Here is a 17,025-nt window from a genome sequence, read left to right as displayed (position 1 = left end):
ACTAGTTTACCGAATCGATGTCGATCACTGGATCGAAGGCGAAGACCTCTTTGAAGGGCACAGGACGGCCAAGGTGATACCCCTGGCCATAGGTGATGTTGTAGGACGACAGCAGCGGAATCAGCGCCTCCTGGTCGACGAACTCCGCCACGGCCTGTTTGCCGAAGCCGGTGGCGATGTCCGACACCGCCTTGACGATGACACGGCTGTCGGGGTTGGTCGCCAGGCTGCGGATGAAGGAGCCATCGATCTTGATATAGTCCACCGGCAACTGGCCCAGATAGTGGAAACTCGAGAAACCGACGCCGAAGTCGTCCAGCGCGGTCCGACAGCCTAGATCACGGACGCTCTGCAGCACCCCGCGGGCGGTGGAGAAGTCGGTGACGGCGGCGGTCTCGGTAACTTCCAGCACCAGATGATGGGGATCGGCCTGGCTCACCGTGAGCAGGTTGGCCAGGTACTGCTTCAGCCCTTCGTCGTGGAGCGACTGTCCGGACAGGTTGACCGCCAGGCTGATGCCCTCGAGCCTCGCCAGGGCATGCACGCAGTGATGCAGCACCCAGCGATCGATGGCCACGATCTGGCCTGAATGTTCGGCCACCGGGATGAAGCGTGCCGGTGATATCAGGCTGCCATCGTCGTCGCGCATGCGCAGCAGCACCTCGTAGTGGCGGATCGAGCGATCCTCCCGCCGCACGATGGGCTGCACCATCAGCACGAAGTCACCCTCCACCAGGGCTCGGCGAATGCGGTCGACCCAGTAGACTCGCTCGTTGAGCTCATCCCGGGCGTTTTCCAGGGTGGCCAGCAGGTGCCAGCGCTGCAGGTTGCTGGCCTTGGCCTTGTACATGGCCACGTCGGCGCTGGCCATCAGGTCAGCGGGGGTGGCGCCCTCGGTGGGGAAGGGGACGATACCGATGCTCGCGGTGACCCGGTGGCGACGTCCTTCGGCGACGAACCCGAGGCTCTCGAACAACTGGTTGAGGTGCTGGGCGACGCGGATCGCGTGGTCGTCGTCGACCCCAGGCAGCAGCAGGGCGAACTCGTCGCCGCCGAGGCGCGAGATGACCCCTCGGTGGGCGTACTCCTGCTGCAGCAGGCGGGCCACGGTATGCAGCATGCGATCCCCGGCATGATGGCCGCTGAGCTCGTTGACCTCCTTGAACTGGTCAAGGTCCAGCAGCATGACCACGCCCTGCTCGTCACGGGCCAGGGCCTTGCGCAGCGACTCCAGGAAGAAGCGACGATTGTAGAGCTCGGTCAGCGGATCGCGCTCGGCGAGCCAGGTCAGTCTGGCCTCGGCGGCCTTGCGCTCGGTGATATCAAGTCCCACCGATATGCGTGCCAGGGAGGCTTTGGCACCGCTCTTCAGCGGGCTGTGATACCAGATGATGGTGCGTGGCTCCCCATCGGGAAGGGTCAGGGTGCGTTCTTCCTGATGCAAGGGCTGGCTGGGCTCGCTGTCCCCCGGGCCTGCGCCGAAGATGTCGTCGAAACGACGCCCCAGCAGTTCCTGGGAGGGGCAGCCGAGCTGGTCCTTGAGGTAGTCGTTGACCATGTCGATGCGCCCCTCTTCGTCCAGCGTGAGGATATGCACCTGGGCGGTATCGATCAGATTGCTGACAAAGTCCCGCTCCCTGGCCAATTCATCGATACGACGTGCCAGCTCATCCCCCCGTTGAGCCACCTGGCGCTGCAGGCGCTCGAGCTTGTCGGCCAGGGTCAGGGTGCTGGATTCCAGCACGTCGATCTCGTCCGGCAGGCGACGTGGCGCCAGCGGCAAGGCTTCGCGCGCCTGGGAAAAGCCACCACTGGCCAGCGGCGGCAGCACCGAGGCCACCCGGCGCAGTCGAGCCATGGGACGCAGCAGGATCGCCAGCAGCAGGAGTTCGGCAGACAGCCAGCCAAACAGACTGGCCATCATCTGGGTCCGGGTATCGAGCTGGATGGCATGGATCTGGGTGGTGATGTCCGAGATCAGCACGAAATAGGCGGGTGCACGAGCCCCGGAGGACGAGGTCAGCGGGACGGCGGAAAGCTCCAGATGACGTCCCTGCTGTTCGAGGCGCAGGGGTTCCTGCGCCAATGCCTCGAGGGAACCTTTTCGGCTTGCCTGGTGCAGCAGCGGCAGGCTCTGTGAGGCGTTGGTCACCGCCTGTACCCGTCCCTTCCAGCCGTCCAGTCGACGTGGTTCAAAGGCGGCTTCGGTGGCGCTGGTATCGACGCTGATCAGGGCGACCTCGCTGGTGGATATCTCGCGAGTCTGGCGGGCGACGTCCGCCAACGAGCGAGACAGCAGCAGGGTGCCTGCGCTGCCGCCGCTGGCCAGTATCGGGACCACGGCATACTGGCGGCACTCGGGAGAGCACTCGAGCGGCGACAGGGGGAGCTCCCGGGACATGACGCTTTCCACCCAGCGCCGATAATGAGGCGGCGGCGACTGGCCTGGTTCGAGCCCCAGCGACATGACCGCACGGGTGCGGTCATCGTAGACCAGCATCTGTTCGATGCCCGCCTCCAGCTGGAGCGAGGGCCACAGTGAGGCCAGCGCAGGGGACAGCGCCTCGGGCGGTGACGGCGGGGCCCCCTGCTCCAGCGCAGGGCCCAGGTCGGGCGAGGCCGCGATCAGTCCCGCCAGTTGCTGCAACCCTTTTTCCGAACGGCGGATGGCGAACTCGAGCTCACGCTGCTGGCGCTCGATCTGCTCCTGGCGCGTAGCGGTGAACTGACGTGTCAGGTTGGTGTGAGACAAATAGGTGAACAGCACTGCCAATGCCACCAGCAAAAGGCTGGTGAGGGTGACCACTCGCCATGTGAGGCCCAGGCGAAGGCGCTCGGGGCGTGACGGGCTGGTAACCGGCATCAGAACCTCAACGAGAGCTGGAAGAGCCACATGTTCCAACGTCGCTCGGTGTCTTCAGGATCTGGATTATCCTGAACCGGCAGCCAGGCGGTCCCGTCCACATAGTGATACTCGCCCGCCAGCATGACCCGTGAATGGGGCTGCCATTGCAGACCGAAGGTCCAGTCATTGGCGTACTGGGAGTGGGCCGGACCACGGCCTTCGCGTTCGTAGTCGGTGCCGTTGCGGTCGTCGCGGTCGTTGACCAGGCTGTCGTAGCGGACCAGCCAGCGCCAGTCGTCGAGGAAGCGCCGGCGATATTGCACGTACCAGCTTTCACCCTGGTTCTCGTTGTCCTCGAAGGCGTCGAAGCCGGTGAGGCTGACGTCGCGCAGCGCGTACTCCGCGGTCAGGCTCCACAGCTCGGCGTTGTATTGAGCAGAGAAGATCCACGGCTGGAAATCGAGCTTGCCGTCTCCGGGAAAGGCACCGGGGGAGTCGTAGTCGGCCTTGACCGAAGCCGCGCTGACGGCAAATACCATGCGACCGCCGTCGTGTTCGTAGCGCACCTGGCCTACCGCCGAGGTGTCGGCGTCGAAGGAGCCGGGCAACACATCGAGCCCCAGCACCTCTTCCACATCGTCATCCACCTGGGCCTGGCCCACACCCAGCTGGGCGTGGATCACGCCATTGTCGATACGTTCTTCATGGTAGAGGCTGACGCCGTCGGCAGACAGCCCCAGGGAACGGGTGCGGTCGAAATAGATCGACTGCGGCAGCAGAATGCTGGGGCGGGTAAAAGCCACGTCCCGGGTCTGGTTGTAGAAGCCGAAGGGGTTCTTGAAGCGCCCGACCTGAATGCCGAAGGTGCGATCCCGATCGGACAGCATCTGCCAGTCGACGATACCGTAGTCGAGTTCCACCGAACCGTTGTCGACCTCGCCGGCGCGCCGGCTCAGGGCCTGGGCGGCCAGCAGCAGGTTCTCGGTGGGTCGGATGGAGGCGTTGATGCCGAGCTCCGTGTAGTCCCAGCTGCCGCCACTATCGCTGCTGTCGCCGAACATGTTGTTGTCGTCGGTGATCACCAGCGCCTGGCTCAGAAAACCGTGCACCTGGAAGGTGTCCAGGGGGGACGCCTGTGCGGTGGACACCAGCAGCAGCGGCACCAACAGCCCCAGGCGGCATCCCACCGACCTAATCCCTGGCAATGGCTTGGACGCGCTCATCCAGATACTCCCTTTCGATGTAGCCGATGGCTCCGGGGGTGGTGGCCACCGTGTCGATCATGTCTTGCTGACTGCGCACACGATGTGGCGCCTGCCCGGTACCCGAAAAGACGATGCGGTCCCAGGCCAGCTGCAACTGGTGAGGATAGACAGACAGCCATTCCTTGACGAAGGTGGCGTGGACGGGGTCATCACTGGCCAGGACGTACACCTCCGCGCCTTGCCCGCTGGGCCAGGTGCGCAGGCGCATGGCAAAGATCGCCCGCAAGGTATCGCGGTCGAGCTCGCTCAGGGCAAGGCCAGGATGAGAAATGACCACCACCTCGTCTGCGGTCTTTCCCCACGCAGCCGTGCTGGCCAGCCCTCCGGAGATCAGGACCGTCCAGATGCAGAACAGGAGGCGAAGAGATAACCGACGCATCAACGCAGCCTCTCTGCAGCCTCGATTGAGGACAATCGCCACCTGGAGAGTGGCATCCACTGTGTCATAGTGCTCCGGATTCCCTGCATGGCTTCCTTGCGACGTCGCATTTCTTGGGCTTGGCCGCAGAAAAACGCTCTTTATAGGTAGATAGCCAGATGTCGTTACGCATCAAATGCGCCCAGCTTGTGCATTAACAAGCTTATCCTAAGGTGAGTCACTGTGGGGGAAAAGAGAGGTAGTAAAGAGTTTATGCCACCAACGCAAGGCGATGTGGTGCTTGCGAAGGTGGCATGGCAGAGAGAGGGACGGCCGGGATTCAGCCCTGAATGGCGAAGCTGGCCTGGTTCAACCACAGGTGCGCCGCGACGCTGGCGGCATAGCCCAGCGCGATCACCGGGGCCCAGCGCAGGTGGCCCATGAAGGTGTAATAGCCGCGTGCCTGGCCCATCAGCGCGACGCCAGCAGCGGAACCGATCGACAGCAGGCTACCACCGACGCCAGCGGTCAGGGTGATCAACAGCCAGTGGCCGTGGGACATCTCTGGCTCCATGGTCAGTACCGCGAACATCACCGGAATGTTGTCGACCACCGCCGAAATGACACCGAGCGCGATATTGGCCCAGGTCGCGTCCCACTGGTTGTACATCACGTCAGACAGCAGTCCGAGATAGCCCATGAAGCCAAGACCGCCAACGCACATGACGACACCATAGAAGAACAGCAGGGTGTCCCACTCAGCCCGGGCGACCCGGTTGAACACATCGAAGGGGACCACGCTGCCGAGTTGCTCGAGCTTCTTCCAGTCGCCCTTCTGGGTATAGACGGTGCGCTTGCGGTCCAGCGACTTGGGCAGGCTCTTGCGCAGATAGAAGCCAAAGAACTGCAGATAGCCCAGTCCGGTCATCATGCCAAGCACCGGCGGCAGGTGCAGCAGGGTGTGGCAGGCAACGGCGGTGGCCACCGTGAGCAGGAACAGGACGATGATGCGGCGTGCCCCACGCTTGAGCTCCACCGTCTCCTCGAGGCTGTCCGGGGTGCGATTGTGGATGAAGAAGCTCATCACCACCGCCGGGACCACAAAGTTGATCAGCGAGGGAATCAGCAGTTCGAAGAACTCCTGAAATTCGATCAGGCCGGCCTGCCAGACCATCAGGGTGGTGATGTCGCCGAAGGGGCTGAAGGCGCCACCTGCGTTGGCCGCGACCACGATGTTGATACAGCAGAGATTGATGAAGCGCTTGTCACCTTCGGCCACCTTGGTCACCACCGCACACATCAGCAACGCCGTGGTCAGGTTGTCGGCGATCGGCGAGATGACGAAGGCAAGGCCGCCGGTGAGCCAGAACAGGGTGCGGTAGCTGAAGCCTTTCTGGACCATCCAGGAACGCAGGCCATCGAAGATCCGGCGCTCGTCCATGGCGTTGATGTAGGTCATCGCTACCAGCAGGAACAGCATCAGCTCGGAGAATTCCAGCAGCGTCATATGGAAGGCATGCTCGGCCTCATCCGGCATACCGGATTGCACGTAGGTCCAGCCGATCAGCGCCCAGATAAGGCCTGCCGCCACCAGCACGGGCTTGGACTTGCGCATGTGCAGCTTTTCTTCCGCCATCACCAGGGCGTAGGCCAGCACGAAGATGGCCACCGCCAGAAAGCCGGCGAAGGAGCCGGTGAGGTCGAGTTCTCCGGTCACCGCTTGGCTGGCTCCCGCCAGGGTGAGCCCCATCAGCAGCAGAGCGGCGAGGACGAGCCAGCGACCCGGTCGTCGTATCCTCTTGTTGTCATAATTATGCATGACGATGTCATCCTGAAAGTGAATGAGAAAGGGAGAAATCGACGTCGAGACTACCACAGCGTTTTGCACTGCAATATGCTGCCAAAGGCGCGCTGGAATGCACCTTTGGTAGGAGTAGTGAGGCCCTGTCCGGTTGTCGGGGCAAGAATCTGTGCTAGTTGATGCCGGCGGTGCTCATCTCGGCAGGTTCTGTGGCATCATGCTCGCCTGGAGAGCCTCCGGGAGCTCCATCTTCAGTTTCAGCCAGGCGCCTGCTCCATGTTTCTTGATGACTACCACTCCTGCGTCGATGATCGCATCGTGATTTCCGCTGACCAGGCGAGCCGCTTCGCCAAGTGCATAGCCGGCGACTTCAACCCCATTCACACACCGGGCGCACGGCGGTTCTGCGTACCGGGCGACCTGTTGTTCGCTCTGGTGCTGAAGCGTTTCGGACTGTCGCCGCACATGAACTTTCGCTTTCTCGCCATGGTGGGGGCGGATCGGGCGCTCAGTTTTCGCGAGGAAGGCGACCGGGTGATACGGGTGCTGGACGATGACGGCAAGTGCTATCTGGAGGTCGAACGGCGCGGAGAGGTGACCTTCGACGAGAGCGTCGTCGAAGCCTTCACGCGCTGCTACGTGGCGTTTTCTGGAAAGAACTTTCCTCACTACATGAAGCCGCTGATGGAAGACTGCGGTGTCATGTTCAATCCCAAGCGGCCGCTGGTGATCTACGACAGCATGGGCTTTTCGCTGACGCGACTGGATGCGCTGGCGCCAGCGTTACGGCTGCTGGATTCCCGCCTGGATGTCATCGGCAAGCGCGGTGACGTGCATCTCGAGTTCGCCATCGACGCCGCTGGAGAAAGTATCGGTCATGGTGGCAAGAAGCTGGTGGTCAGTGGCCTGTGTCCCTATGACGCCGAGGCCATGGACGACATCGTCGACCAGTTCTACCAGTTGAAGCGGGATCACGCCGGCACTCCCTGCTGAGTCCGGGCCGGACCTGACGGCCGGCTGCTGGTATCGCCGGCGTCGGGAGCGACACCTTCTTCATGGGCAGGCAGGCACCTTTCGTACCCGCCAAGCCCTAGGCGCTGTCCGAAAAGTCGACGAGCGAAGGTTAGACAAGGCAAAAATCGGTGAGAAAGCGCAGTTTACGGGGTGTAAATGAGCATTTTGACCGGGCTGGCGCACCAGCCGATTTTTAACGCCGTATTACCGAGCGCAGGCACTTTTCAGACAAGCCCTAGCCCAGCAGCCCCCTGACCAGCCCCAACGCCAGAAACGCCAGCACCAGTGCCCACACCGGCAGCCGCTTCAGCAGCACGAATCCTGCCACCACGATCGCCATGTCGAGGGTCGAGACGATGGCGCTTTGCCACACCGGATCGATGAAGGCGGCCCCCAGCAGCCCGACCACAGCGGCGTTGGCACCGCTCATGGCGGCCCTCAGGCGAGGGCGACGGCCGAGCCGTTGCCAGGCCGGCAACAGCCCGATCACCAGCAGGGCCCCGGGAAGGAAGATGGCGACCAGCGCCAGGGCGCCCGCCCACACGCCGCCGGCAACGCTGCCCAGATAGGCGGCGAAGGTGAACAGCGGCCCCGGAACAGCCTGGGCGGCACCGTAGCCAGCCGTAAACTCCTGAATCGAGACCAGCCCGCGGCCGACCACCTCTGCGTCCAGCAGCGGCAACACCACATGGCCCCCGCCAAACACCAGTGCGCCGGCGCGATAGAAGCCGTCGGCCAGCGTCGTCCAGGCGTTGGGCGAGAGCCAGTGCAGCAGGGGCAGCCCTCCCAGCAGCAGCACGAAGAGCGCCAGGGCAACGGGACTCGCCCAGGACGCCAGTGATGGCGCCGGCACGCCAGCGTCGTCGTTCGACGTTGGCGTCGCGCCTTCCAGCAGCAGGAGACCTGCCAGGGCTCCCAGCACGATGACCGCCACCTGGGCGCCGATGCCGCCGACGACCAGCATGATGGCAAGCGCCACCAGCGCCATCCCGGCACGTGGAAGATCCGGGCAGAGGCTGCGGGCCATGCCGGTCAGGGCCTGGGCGACGACCACCACGGCGACCAGCTTGAGCGAGTGGATCAGCGCTTCGCCAAGGGCGCCGTCCATGGCACCGGCACCATAGGCGAAGGCCATCATCGCCAGTGCCGAGGGCAGGGTGAAGGCGAGCCAGGCCAGCAGGGCGCCGACCAGGCCGCCGCGGATCAGTCCGATGGCAAGCCCCACCTGGCTGCTGGCCGGGCCGGGAAGAAATTGGCACAGCGCCACCAGTTCGGCGTAGGCGGATTCGCTCAGCCAGGCTCGGCGCTTGACGAAGACCTGATGGAAGTACCCCAGATGAGCGACCGGACCGCCGAAGGACGTCAGCCCGAGGCCAAGGAAGGTCAGAAAGATATCCAGGTGGCGTCGCGGCTGTTGTCGGAGGGGTTGCTGCGATTGTTGAGGGCTGTGTTCCATGACGTCACCGCGAGAAGTGGCAGTCCAGTCTGTCACCTCGAGGTGACAGTGAAATGAAAGGAGATAACGGAAGGCAGGTGGCATGGACAGGGGGCGTCATGCCCCCTCTCTGTCTGCGCTCTGTCTCCACCCTATCTCAACTCAATCTCCACTCTATCCCCAGTCTGGCCGACTGGCCCTTCGGCCAGGGCCTTATCCCTCCAGTGAGCCAGCGCCGGCACTTTTCAGACAAGCCTTAGGCGCTGTCCGAAAAGTCGACGAGCGCCAGTACTTTTTAGGCAAGCCTTAGCGCAGGTAGAGGCGGCCCTGTTCATACAGACTGCGGCAGTCGCTGGCGTCGTGGAAGCGATCGGCTTCGATATTGCCGCTGGCAACGCCGGGGCCGGCGAAGCGAGGATCATCGCACTCACCGTCGTGGCTCCACTGGCTGCCGTCGTCGCCCCACTCGATCTCGCCACCGACGTAGCTGCTCGATGCGCTGGCAGAGGCGCCGGCCGACGCTGCACTGCTGGTGGACAGCGACTCGGATACCACCAGGGTCGCGGGTGCCAGCTGGCCGCTGCCATCGTAGCTGCCGACCCAGACGTTGTAGTTGCCGCTGGGGGGCGAGGTCAGTACCACCGCCGGATCGGTGCCGTCGGCGTCATCGCTGCAGTGCCAGATGCCGCTGGCGTCGTAGACCACCAGGGTGGTATCGCTGGCCGAGGTGGCGGCGATCTTCAGCGGATAGCTGCCGGCGGTGTAGTTGATGTCCACATCCGGAGCCTCGGCGTTGACGAAGCCGGCGCAGTCGGCGCTGACCACACTGGCCCGGGTATTGCCGCCGGCCATCACGTCGAGGGTCTGGGGATCCGGCTGGAAGCCGGCGCTCAGGGTCAGGGTGGAATAGACCGGAGCGGCGGTCCAGTCGAGCTGCTGGGCCACGGCAGGCTTGCTGGTGGACATGCCGGCGCAGGCGGTGGTCAGCAGAGGAAGCGCCAGAATGAGGGAGGTACGTGCAAAGGGGGGCATCGGATGTCCTTGGATGAGCGTTGGATGGCGATGGGGCGAATGAGACACCAGGTCAGTCGAACGAGGGGGCAGTCGAATGGACGGACGACATGACAAGAGCGACGCCCGAATTTCAGCGCACGCCCGATCCTTAGCATAAAAAACCTGGATATCGGATACCACTTAATAAGCACTCACTAGCTCTGGGCGATAGTGCTGTGCTGAATCGGCGCATCAGGCTGAATCAGCAAAAAGTACGCTGAAAGTGTGTTCTACAGGCGTGGTACTGTGATTCATGGAAATTTGAGAGCAGGCGATGGCGTCGGGGGTCTTCGGAATGGGCCCGCGCAGGGCACCCGGGAATCCGGTTCGGTCTTCGCCAGCACTCGACGAGACCGTCATCTTCCCGACACGCAGAGGATGCTGCCGATGGATACCCCCCGTACGGAGCGAATCTCGATCTACCCCTTGACCACCCGCGTAAGAGTGGACGTCGAAGGCCAGGTCCTGGCCGACACCCTGCACGCGCTGGAACTCACCGAACCGGGCTACCCGCCACGTCTCTACCTGCCTCGCAGCGACGTCGACATGAGCCGTCTGGTGGAAAGCGACACCCGGACCCACTGCCCGTTCAAGGGTGACGCTCGCTACTTCCATGTGGAGGTCAACGGCCGCCGTTACGAAGATTCGGTGTGGAGCTACGAACAACCCCTCGATGGCGTCCAGGCGATCCGCGCCCACCTGGTATTCGATCCCAGGGTCGCGACCGCCAGCGTCGAATCCTGAAGAGGGGCCGCTTGGCGATAGAGAGCCCTGTCAGGCGGTCAGGCGGTCAGGAGGTCACAAGCTGGTCAGCATAGCTCCAGCGGCACTTCCTGGGCCTCGAAGGCCAGCAGCCATTGCTTGCGCCCCATGCCACCTGCATAACCGGTCAGACTGCCATCACTGCCGATGACCCGGTGGCAGGGCACCACGATGGCGATGGGATTACGTCCATTGGCCGCGCCCACCGCCCGGTGGGCTCCCTTGCGGCCGAGTCCTTCGGCGATCTGGGCGTAGCTTCGGGTCTCGCCGAAGGGGATCTCCGACAGCGCCTTCCACACCTGACGCTGGAAGTCGGTGCCATGGGGATCCAGCGGCAGCGAGAAGCTCTGGCGTCGCCCCTGAAAGTAGTCATCAAGCTGTTCGCGGCAGGCGCGAGTGTGCTCCGAGGGGCGAGTCGTGATGGTCTCGGCCCGGCCGACGTCGATAAAGTCGAGTCGGGCGACGCCGCCAGCGGTAGCGGCGATGACGATGGCTCCCAGGGCGTCGACCTCGGGCGGATGGTAGACCTCGAGTCCAGCGAAGGCGTCGAGACAGGCGATGGGATCAAGGGTCGTTGTCATGGTCATGACTCCAGAGTTGCAGCAGCAGATAGCTGCGCCAGGGGCGGGCCTTGTCAATGTCGATGCCGATGTCGCTGTCGCCCCCAGCCAATGAAGGGGGGGACAGGACGCGTCGAATCACGGCGTCACCGGCGAGCCAGACATCGGGGTCGCTTTCGCCCCTTAGACGAGCGTAGCCGGCGGTCCAGGGGCCGATGCCGAGAATGTCCTCCCAGTGCGGAGGCTTGCGCTCGTCACCTGCCACCGCCTCGGCCAGGCGTCGAAGCGTCTGGCGTCGGCTGTCGGGCATGCCGAGAAAGGCAAGCGGCGAGCCTGCCAGCGACGCCGCGCTCGGAAAGTGGCAGCCACCGTCCGGGGTCCTCTCGCCGAGGGCATCGACCAGCGTCTGGGTCAGGGCGCGCGCCTGGACGAGGCTGACCTGCTGGCCGAGTACGGCGCGAACGGCAGCCTCGAAGGGTGACCATAGCCCAGGCAGGCGCAGGCCTTCCACCAGTGACAGACCGGGAGCCGCGTCGCGCAGGGTCGCGTCGATCAATGAGGGGGTAGCGTCCAGGTCGAGCATGCGCCGAATATTGGCGATGACGCCGGTCACCTGATTCAGATCGTCGATGACCAGTTCGACACGAAAGCCATGGCGTTCGGGCTGATGGAAGGCGGTGAAGTGCCCACGGGCGCTACGCCAGCGGAAACGTCGGCCGTAGTGATCGTCGCCGACCCACTCGAGACCGCGGATCGCTCGGCGAGCGAAGAAGTCGTGCAGCGTGGCGAAGGCGTAAGGGGGACGATAGCCGAGGGTCAGGCTCAGGCACTGGCCGAGCCCCTGCCCCGTGTCCTTGCGCGGGCTGCTGCTCGACACGCGCCGGCGAATATCACGGGGGCTGAGTCCGATGCGCTCGCGGAACACCTCGTTGAAGCGTCGTACGCTGCCGAAGCCGCTGGCCAGCGCGACCTCGCCGATGGTCAGGCTCGATTCATGCAGCAACTGTTTGGCGAACAGACAGCGACGATGCTGCGCATAGCCTGATGGCGAAATGCCCAGGTGGCGCTGAAACAGCCCTCGCAGATGGCGAGCTCCGATACCGAGCCGTGCGGCCAGGGCCTCGACCGAGTCACCATCCAGCGCGCCCTGGTCGATCAGCGCAAGCGCTCGCTTGAGGGTGGTGTCACTACCTTGCCAGGCAGGCGAGCCCGGGGCGCTGTCGGGACGACAGCGCAGACACGGTCGGTAACCCGCCTGGAGCGCGCCCAGCGCACTTTCGTAGTAGCGCACGTTGTCTTCCCGCGGCAGTCGCGCCGGACAGATGGGCCGACAGAAGATACCGGTGGTCAGCACCGCCACGAAGAAGCGACCGTCGAAGCGTGGGTCCCGGCTGAGCCGGGCTCGTCGCAGCGTCGCGAGATCAAGCGTCATGGGGTGGGATGCGCGGGCGCCTGATGCGTGGCCCGGGGCGCCTGGCTGGCGGGTGGCGTTCAGGTTGGTGGACGGCGCAGGCATGTCCCTCTCCCAGACGGTATGCTTGAGGACAAGTCTATCGCGTCCTTGTCCCCACAATGGCGGAAATCGGCACTCACTGGAAGATCGTTGTCCCCCCCGCACAGGAGAACCGCATGTCGCTACCCTTGACTCGCCACAATCGTCCGCGTCAGGTGCTTGACGCCATCGAGGCAGCCAATACCGGTCTCAGGGAAGACGACCGGCAGGCCAAGTTCGACAAGATCGCGGCCTCGCCCTACGCCTTCTTTCGAGGCACCAATCATCTGTACTGGGCCGATGTCTGGCATGACTGGCGCTTTTCGCTCTACGGCGGTCAGGTCGACACCCAGACCTGGTTGCAGGGTGACGCCCACGCCTTCAACTTCGGCGCCTATGGCCACCACGATGACCACGTGCGCTACGGCATGGACGATTTCGACGACTCGCTGATCGGTGACTATCAGTATGATCTCTGGCGCCTGGCCATCAGTCTGGTGCTGGACGCCCACGACAATCAGGGTCTTTCGCCCAAGGCGCTGCGCCGTGGTCTCAAGCACCTGGTGCTTGCCTACCATCGGGAGCTTGCCGACCATCGCCGAGGCGAGACCCCAGGGTACGTCAATGTGGAGAGCGCCAAGGGGCCGCTCAAGCCGTTCATGCAAAAGGTCGAGCGCAAGAAGAGTCGGGCCAAGATGCTCGACAAGTGGACCCGGCTCGACGATGACGGCCGCCGGCTCGAGCGTGAGGGCAAGCTGTCCAACCTGCCTGCCCACCTGGACAGCCAGTTGCGCAAGGCCATCAACGAGGAGTATCGCGATACCCTGAAAGGCGAGCGCAGCGAGTCCGAGGACGAGCACTTTCGCATCAAGGACACCGCGCGGCGTCTGGATGCGGGCACCGGTTCACTGGGACTGGACCGTTTCTACGTGCTGATCGAGGGTGGCAAGGACCACGAGCACGACGATGTCATTCTCGACGTCAAGGAGCAGCCTGGGCCGGCCGGGCTGGTGCTGATGAGCGAGGCCGGCAAGCGCGCCTGGAAGGCGACCTTTCCCCATGAGGGCATTCGCCATGCCGCCGCTTTCCACGCCATCGCCGAACACCCGGATATCTACCTGGGCTGGCTGCACCTGGGCGACAAGGTGTTCTCGGTGCGCGAGCGCTCGCCCTACAAGGAAGACTTTCCTACCCACAAGCTGAAGGGCGGCAAGGACTATCGCCAGCTGGTAAAGCAGTGGGGTGGCATCCTCGCCCGCGAGCACCTGCGCGGCGCCGCTGCGCTGACGCCGGACGATCCGGGCCGTTTTGCCCGGGCGGTCGGCCGGCGGGTCGACGGTCACCTCGATCAGGTGGTCGAGATGGTGACCACCCTGGCGCACAGCTACGCGCGTTGTGTGGCCCAGGACCATCAGACTTTTGTGCAGTCACGCAAGGATCGGTAGTGATGCCTGGCCTGGCTCAGGTCTGCCCGCCCGGCTCCAGCGGCTCGCGGGCAGGGCCTCGATAGACCCGCGCCAGGGTCCGCGTCATCAGCTTGCGTGACAGACCCGGCACCAGGCGCATGCCAAGGGTGGCCAGGCGTGCCTGGCGGGTCGGCACGATCAGGTAGTCACCCTTGTGCAGTCCCGTGAGGGTATCGTCGGCGATGGCGTCCAGGCTGGCCTTGGGGATGGACAGGGTCTGGGCGCGATTTTCCGGCGTCCGGCCCTGTTCCAGGGTGTCGACCATGGGAGAGTCGAACTCGCCGGGGCACACCAGCTGAACCCGGATGCCCTGGGGCGCGAGCTCGTAGTAGAGCGACTCGGTCAGCCCCACCAGGGCGTGCTTGCTGGCGCAGTAGGGGGTGTAGCCGAAGACCCCGGTCAAGCCCGCCACCGAGGCAATATTGATCAGCCAGGCCGCGGGGGCATTGCCCTTGTGTCCGTGCTGGCGCCCGCCCTGGGCCGCCAGGAACGGCAGCGCCGCCCGAGTGGCGTTGAGCGGGCCGAAGTAGTTGACCTCCATGACCTCGCGAAAGTCCCGCTGGGTCAGTGTCTCGAAGTAACCCTCGCGCATTACCCCGGCGCAGTTGATCAGACCGTCGATGGCGCCGCTTTCGGCGGCGATGGCGGCCATGGCCTCCTGCGTCGCGGTTTCATCGGTGACGTCCACCACCCGGCAGTCGACCACCGCCGCCGGCGACTCGCCTCGCAGCGTCTCGAGCGCGGCAAGCAGGCGCTGTTCGTTGCGGGCCACCAGGGTGACCCGCGCGCCCTCGCGTACCAGCCGCTGTGCCAGCGCCAGGCCCAGACCCGAGGAACCTCCGGTGATGACGAAGTGACGATGTTCGAACATGGTGGCTCTCCAGCCGCCAGCCTGTCATGGCAGTCTGACAAGCGTGGCCTCTTGTGGATGGTGGTGGTCGACGGTGTGCCAAACGCTCTCGGTGATCAGGATGCCTGTCGCCAGCGACAGGGAATCGGGAAGGCCTCGAGGCGGGCCTTGAGAGAGGAGAGATCGACATCGCCCGGCACCCTGATCTCCGCCACCAGGCCGAGGGTCGCATCCTGGCATGCCGTGATGAGTGCCACCCCGGGCCCCAGTTCGGCGTTGGCGATCTCGCCATAGACCCGGGCGACCGCGTCCTGTCGCAGGGCCGGCTTGAACACCTTGCCCACCGCCGTCAGCGGAATGCTGTCGAGGATCCAGATGTTCTTGGGGATGGCGGCCTTCTCGGCCAGGTGGGCCTGACAGTGGCTGAGCAGGTCGTCTTCGTTGACCTGGCGATTGGGCTGCAGGCTGACGTAGGCCACCGGCAGTTCGCCGACCCGGTCGCAGGGCTTGCCCACGGCGGCGGCCATCTGCACCGCGGGGTGGCGGTAGAGCGCGTCTTCGATCATCTGTGGATCGATGTTGTGCCCCCCGCGGATGATCAGATCCTTGGCGCGCCCGGTGATCCACAAATAGCCATCGGCATCCTGGCGGGCCAGGTCGCCGGTGTTGAACCAGCCATCCTCGACCCAGATGTCGCGGTTCTGTTCGGGCCTGGAGTAACCGTCGAAGACGTTGGGGCCGCGGATCAACAGCGTCCCGATCTCGTTGACTGCACAGTCGTGCAGGTAGCGGCCCTGGTCGTCGAGGGCGACCACCCGAGCACCGGTATAGGGCAGCGCCAGGCCCACCGATCCCGTGCGACGCTCGCCTGCGAGCGGGTTGGCCATGCTGCCGCAGGTGCCTTCGGTCATGCCGAAGCCCTCGATCAGCGAGATGCCGGTCAGTTCCTCGAAGTGGCCGTGGACCGCCCGGGGCAGGGGGGCGCCGCCGCTCAATGCACTTTCGAGGCTCGATACCTCGGCGTCACCGAAGGGCACCTCGAGCAGGCGAGAGAAGATCGCCGGCACCGCACTGAAGAAGCTGACCCGGTGGCGCTCCACCAGCGACCAGAAGCTGTCGACCAGGCCGGGGCTGCGGAAGCCGCCCGGGGTGGCCAGCAGTATCTCGGCGCCGATCATCAGCGGCACCAGGCCGGTGATCAGTACGGCGTTGACGTGAAACAGCGGCAGGCCACAGAGGATCACCGCGTCCTCCCGGTGGCGAAACAGCATCTGCATCATCGCCGCGTTGGCCACCTCGTTGGCGTGGCTATGGGGTGCCAGCTTGGGCAACCCGGTGGTGCCCCCGGTGTGGAACAGCGAGGCGCGCTCCTCGGGGTGAATCTTACGTTCATTGATGAGCCGATCGGCGGGGGCCCGATCGAGGCAACGGTCGAAGTCCTCGCACCAGTCGGCGGCGTCGGGCAGCGGCAGACGTTCGCGCAGAGCGCGGGCTTCGTCATCGCCGAGAAAGCGCGCGGCATCGACGTACAGCACCTTTTCAAGGCTCGGTACCCGGTCCTTGATGGCTTCCACCTTGTCCCAGATGTCGCTGCCCGGAAAGGGCGCCAGCGCCACCAGCACTCGGGTGCCGGCGGCGTTCATGATGCCGGCGATATGCTCGGGCTCCAGCATCGGGTTGATCGGGTTGACCACGCCGGCCGCCTCGCCGCCCCACAGGGTGAAGTGGGTCTGGGGCAGGCTCGGCAGCAGAAAGGACACCACGTCGTCTGAGTCCACGCCGAGGCGGTGAAAGGCGTTGGCAGCCTGCACCACACGGGCAAGAAACTCGGCGTAGGTGTAGCGCTGTCCCTGCTGCTGGGCCGTGGTGTCCATCACGAATCGCAGCGCGGTGGCGTCGGGTCGGCGCCTGGCGCTGATCTGAATCAGCTCGAGGGTGCTGTCGGGCAGCTCCAGCGAGGCCCAGGGGGTCGCCTCGATGACCTCGATGTCGGCGCGATCGCGAATCGCCGGAAAACGACTAATTCGCTCGAGGTAGGAGGGCAGGGGCGAGGCTGCGGCGGAAGCGGTGTCGATGGTCATCTTGGTTTCTCGAGGCGTCGCGGCGTCAGGACCAGGCGCGACA

General features: G+C 64.6%; 13 protein-coding genes. 3 read left to right on the top strand and 10 right to left on the bottom strand.

The window, feature by feature from the left end; genetic code table 11:
• Window position 1 precedes the first annotated feature (1 nt).
• The 4 genes from NH448_RS16100 to nhaD all read right to left on the bottom strand — a co-directional run bounded on the left by NH448_RS16100 (window position 2) and on the right by nhaD (window position 6,287).
• The gene (locus NH448_RS16100; RefSeq protein ID WP_253029025.1) at window positions 2–2,863 is read right to left on the bottom strand and encodes an EAL domain-containing protein; all 2,862 of its coding nucleotides are present in this window, start codon (window positions 2,861–2,863) and stop codon (window positions 2–4) included.
• On the bottom strand, window positions 2,863–4,068 hold the full coding sequence (locus tag NH448_RS16095) for a hypothetical protein (protein WP_253029024.1): 1,206 nt from the start codon (window positions 4,066–4,068) through the stop codon (window positions 2,863–2,865). The genes NH448_RS16100 and NH448_RS16095 overlap by 1 nt, the downstream gene beginning before the upstream one ends.
• On the bottom strand, window positions 4,037–4,489 hold the full coding sequence (locus NH448_RS16090) for a substrate-binding domain-containing protein (protein ID WP_204248922.1): 453 nt from the start codon (window positions 4,487–4,489) through the stop codon (window positions 4,037–4,039). Before NH448_RS16090 ends, NH448_RS16095 begins: the two co-directional genes overlap by 32 nt.
• Before the next feature lie 319 nt (window positions 4,490–4,808).
• Window positions 4,809–6,287 (bottom strand): sodium:proton antiporter NhaD, encoded by a 1,479-nt coding sequence (gene nhaD, locus NH448_RS16085; RefSeq protein ID WP_045991758.1) that lies wholly within the window; start codon window positions 6,285–6,287, stop codon window positions 4,809–4,811.
• Between the two features lie 258 nt (window positions 6,288–6,545).
• Between nhaD and NH448_RS16080 the strand changes: the two genes are divergently transcribed.
• Window positions 6,546–7,262 (top strand): DUF3581 family protein, encoded by a 717-nt coding sequence (locus tag NH448_RS16080; RefSeq protein ID WP_213228139.1) that lies wholly within the window; start codon window positions 6,546–6,548, stop codon window positions 7,260–7,262.
• A gap of 256 nt (window positions 7,263–7,518) precedes the next feature.
• Here the strand turns inward: NH448_RS16080 and chrA are convergent, their stop codons facing one another.
• Together chrA and NH448_RS16070 are read right to left on the bottom strand one after the other, a co-directional pair.
• Window positions 7,519–8,739, bottom strand: a complete 1,221-nt coding sequence (gene chrA / locus NH448_RS16075) for a chromate efflux transporter (RefSeq protein ID WP_253029023.1) — start codon at window positions 8,737–8,739, stop codon at window positions 7,519–7,521.
• Between the two features lie 285 nt (window positions 8,740–9,024).
• Window positions 9,025–9,750, bottom strand: coding sequence for a hypothetical protein (locus tag NH448_RS16070; protein WP_253029022.1), 726 nt, complete (start codon window positions 9,748–9,750; stop codon window positions 9,025–9,027).
• A 408-nt stretch (window positions 9,751–10,158) separates the two neighbouring features.
• Here NH448_RS16070 and NH448_RS16065 point away from each other — a divergent pair, with 408 nt between their 5' ends.
• Window positions 10,159–10,515 (top strand): DUF427 domain-containing protein, encoded by a 357-nt coding sequence (locus NH448_RS16065; protein WP_045992174.1) that lies wholly within the window; start codon window positions 10,159–10,161, stop codon window positions 10,513–10,515.
• 65 nt (window positions 10,516–10,580) lie between these two features.
• Here NH448_RS16065 and NH448_RS16060 read toward each other — a convergent pair whose 3' ends face one another.
• Together NH448_RS16060 and NH448_RS16055 are read right to left on the bottom strand one after the other, a co-directional pair.
• Window positions 10,581–11,114, bottom strand: a complete 534-nt coding sequence (locus NH448_RS16060; RefSeq protein ID WP_222515641.1) for a methylated-DNA--[protein]-cysteine S-methyltransferase — start codon at window positions 11,112–11,114, stop codon at window positions 10,581–10,583.
• A complete protein-coding gene (locus NH448_RS16055) occupies window positions 11,098–12,609 on the bottom strand; it encodes an AlkA N-terminal domain-containing protein (protein WP_253029021.1) in 1,512 nt (503 codons plus the stop codon). Before NH448_RS16055 ends, NH448_RS16060 begins: the two co-directional genes overlap by 17 nt.
• 113 nt (window positions 12,610–12,722) lie before the next feature.
• On the opposite strand from NH448_RS16055, the gene NH448_RS16050 reads away from it, so the two are divergent.
• On the top strand, window positions 12,723–14,030 hold the full coding sequence (locus tag NH448_RS16050; protein WP_253029020.1) for a DUF2252 family protein: 1,308 nt from the start codon (window positions 12,723–12,725) through the stop codon (window positions 14,028–14,030).
• A 16-nt stretch (window positions 14,031–14,046) separates the two neighbouring features.
• Here NH448_RS16050 and NH448_RS16045 read toward each other — a convergent pair whose 3' ends face one another.
• Both NH448_RS16045 and NH448_RS16040 read right to left on the bottom strand, forming a co-directional pair.
• On the bottom strand, window positions 14,047–14,922 hold the full coding sequence (locus tag NH448_RS16045) for an SDR family oxidoreductase (RefSeq protein WP_253029019.1): 876 nt from the start codon (window positions 14,920–14,922) through the stop codon (window positions 14,047–14,049).
• A gap of 95 nt (window positions 14,923–15,017) precedes the next feature.
• On the bottom strand, window positions 15,018–16,982 hold the full coding sequence (locus NH448_RS16040) for an acyl-CoA synthetase (protein WP_253029018.1): 1,965 nt from the start codon (window positions 16,980–16,982) through the stop codon (window positions 15,018–15,020).
• Window positions 16,983–17,025: the final 43 nt, after the last annotated feature.

Source organism: Halomonas sp. OfavH-34-E (genome assembly GCF_024124525.1).
GTDB lineage: Bacteria > Pseudomonadota > Gammaproteobacteria > Pseudomonadales > Halomonadaceae > Halomonas > Halomonas litopenaei.
The sequence above is the reverse complement of the archived record's forward strand: the minus strand, read 5'-3'. Positions and strand labels throughout refer to the sequence as shown.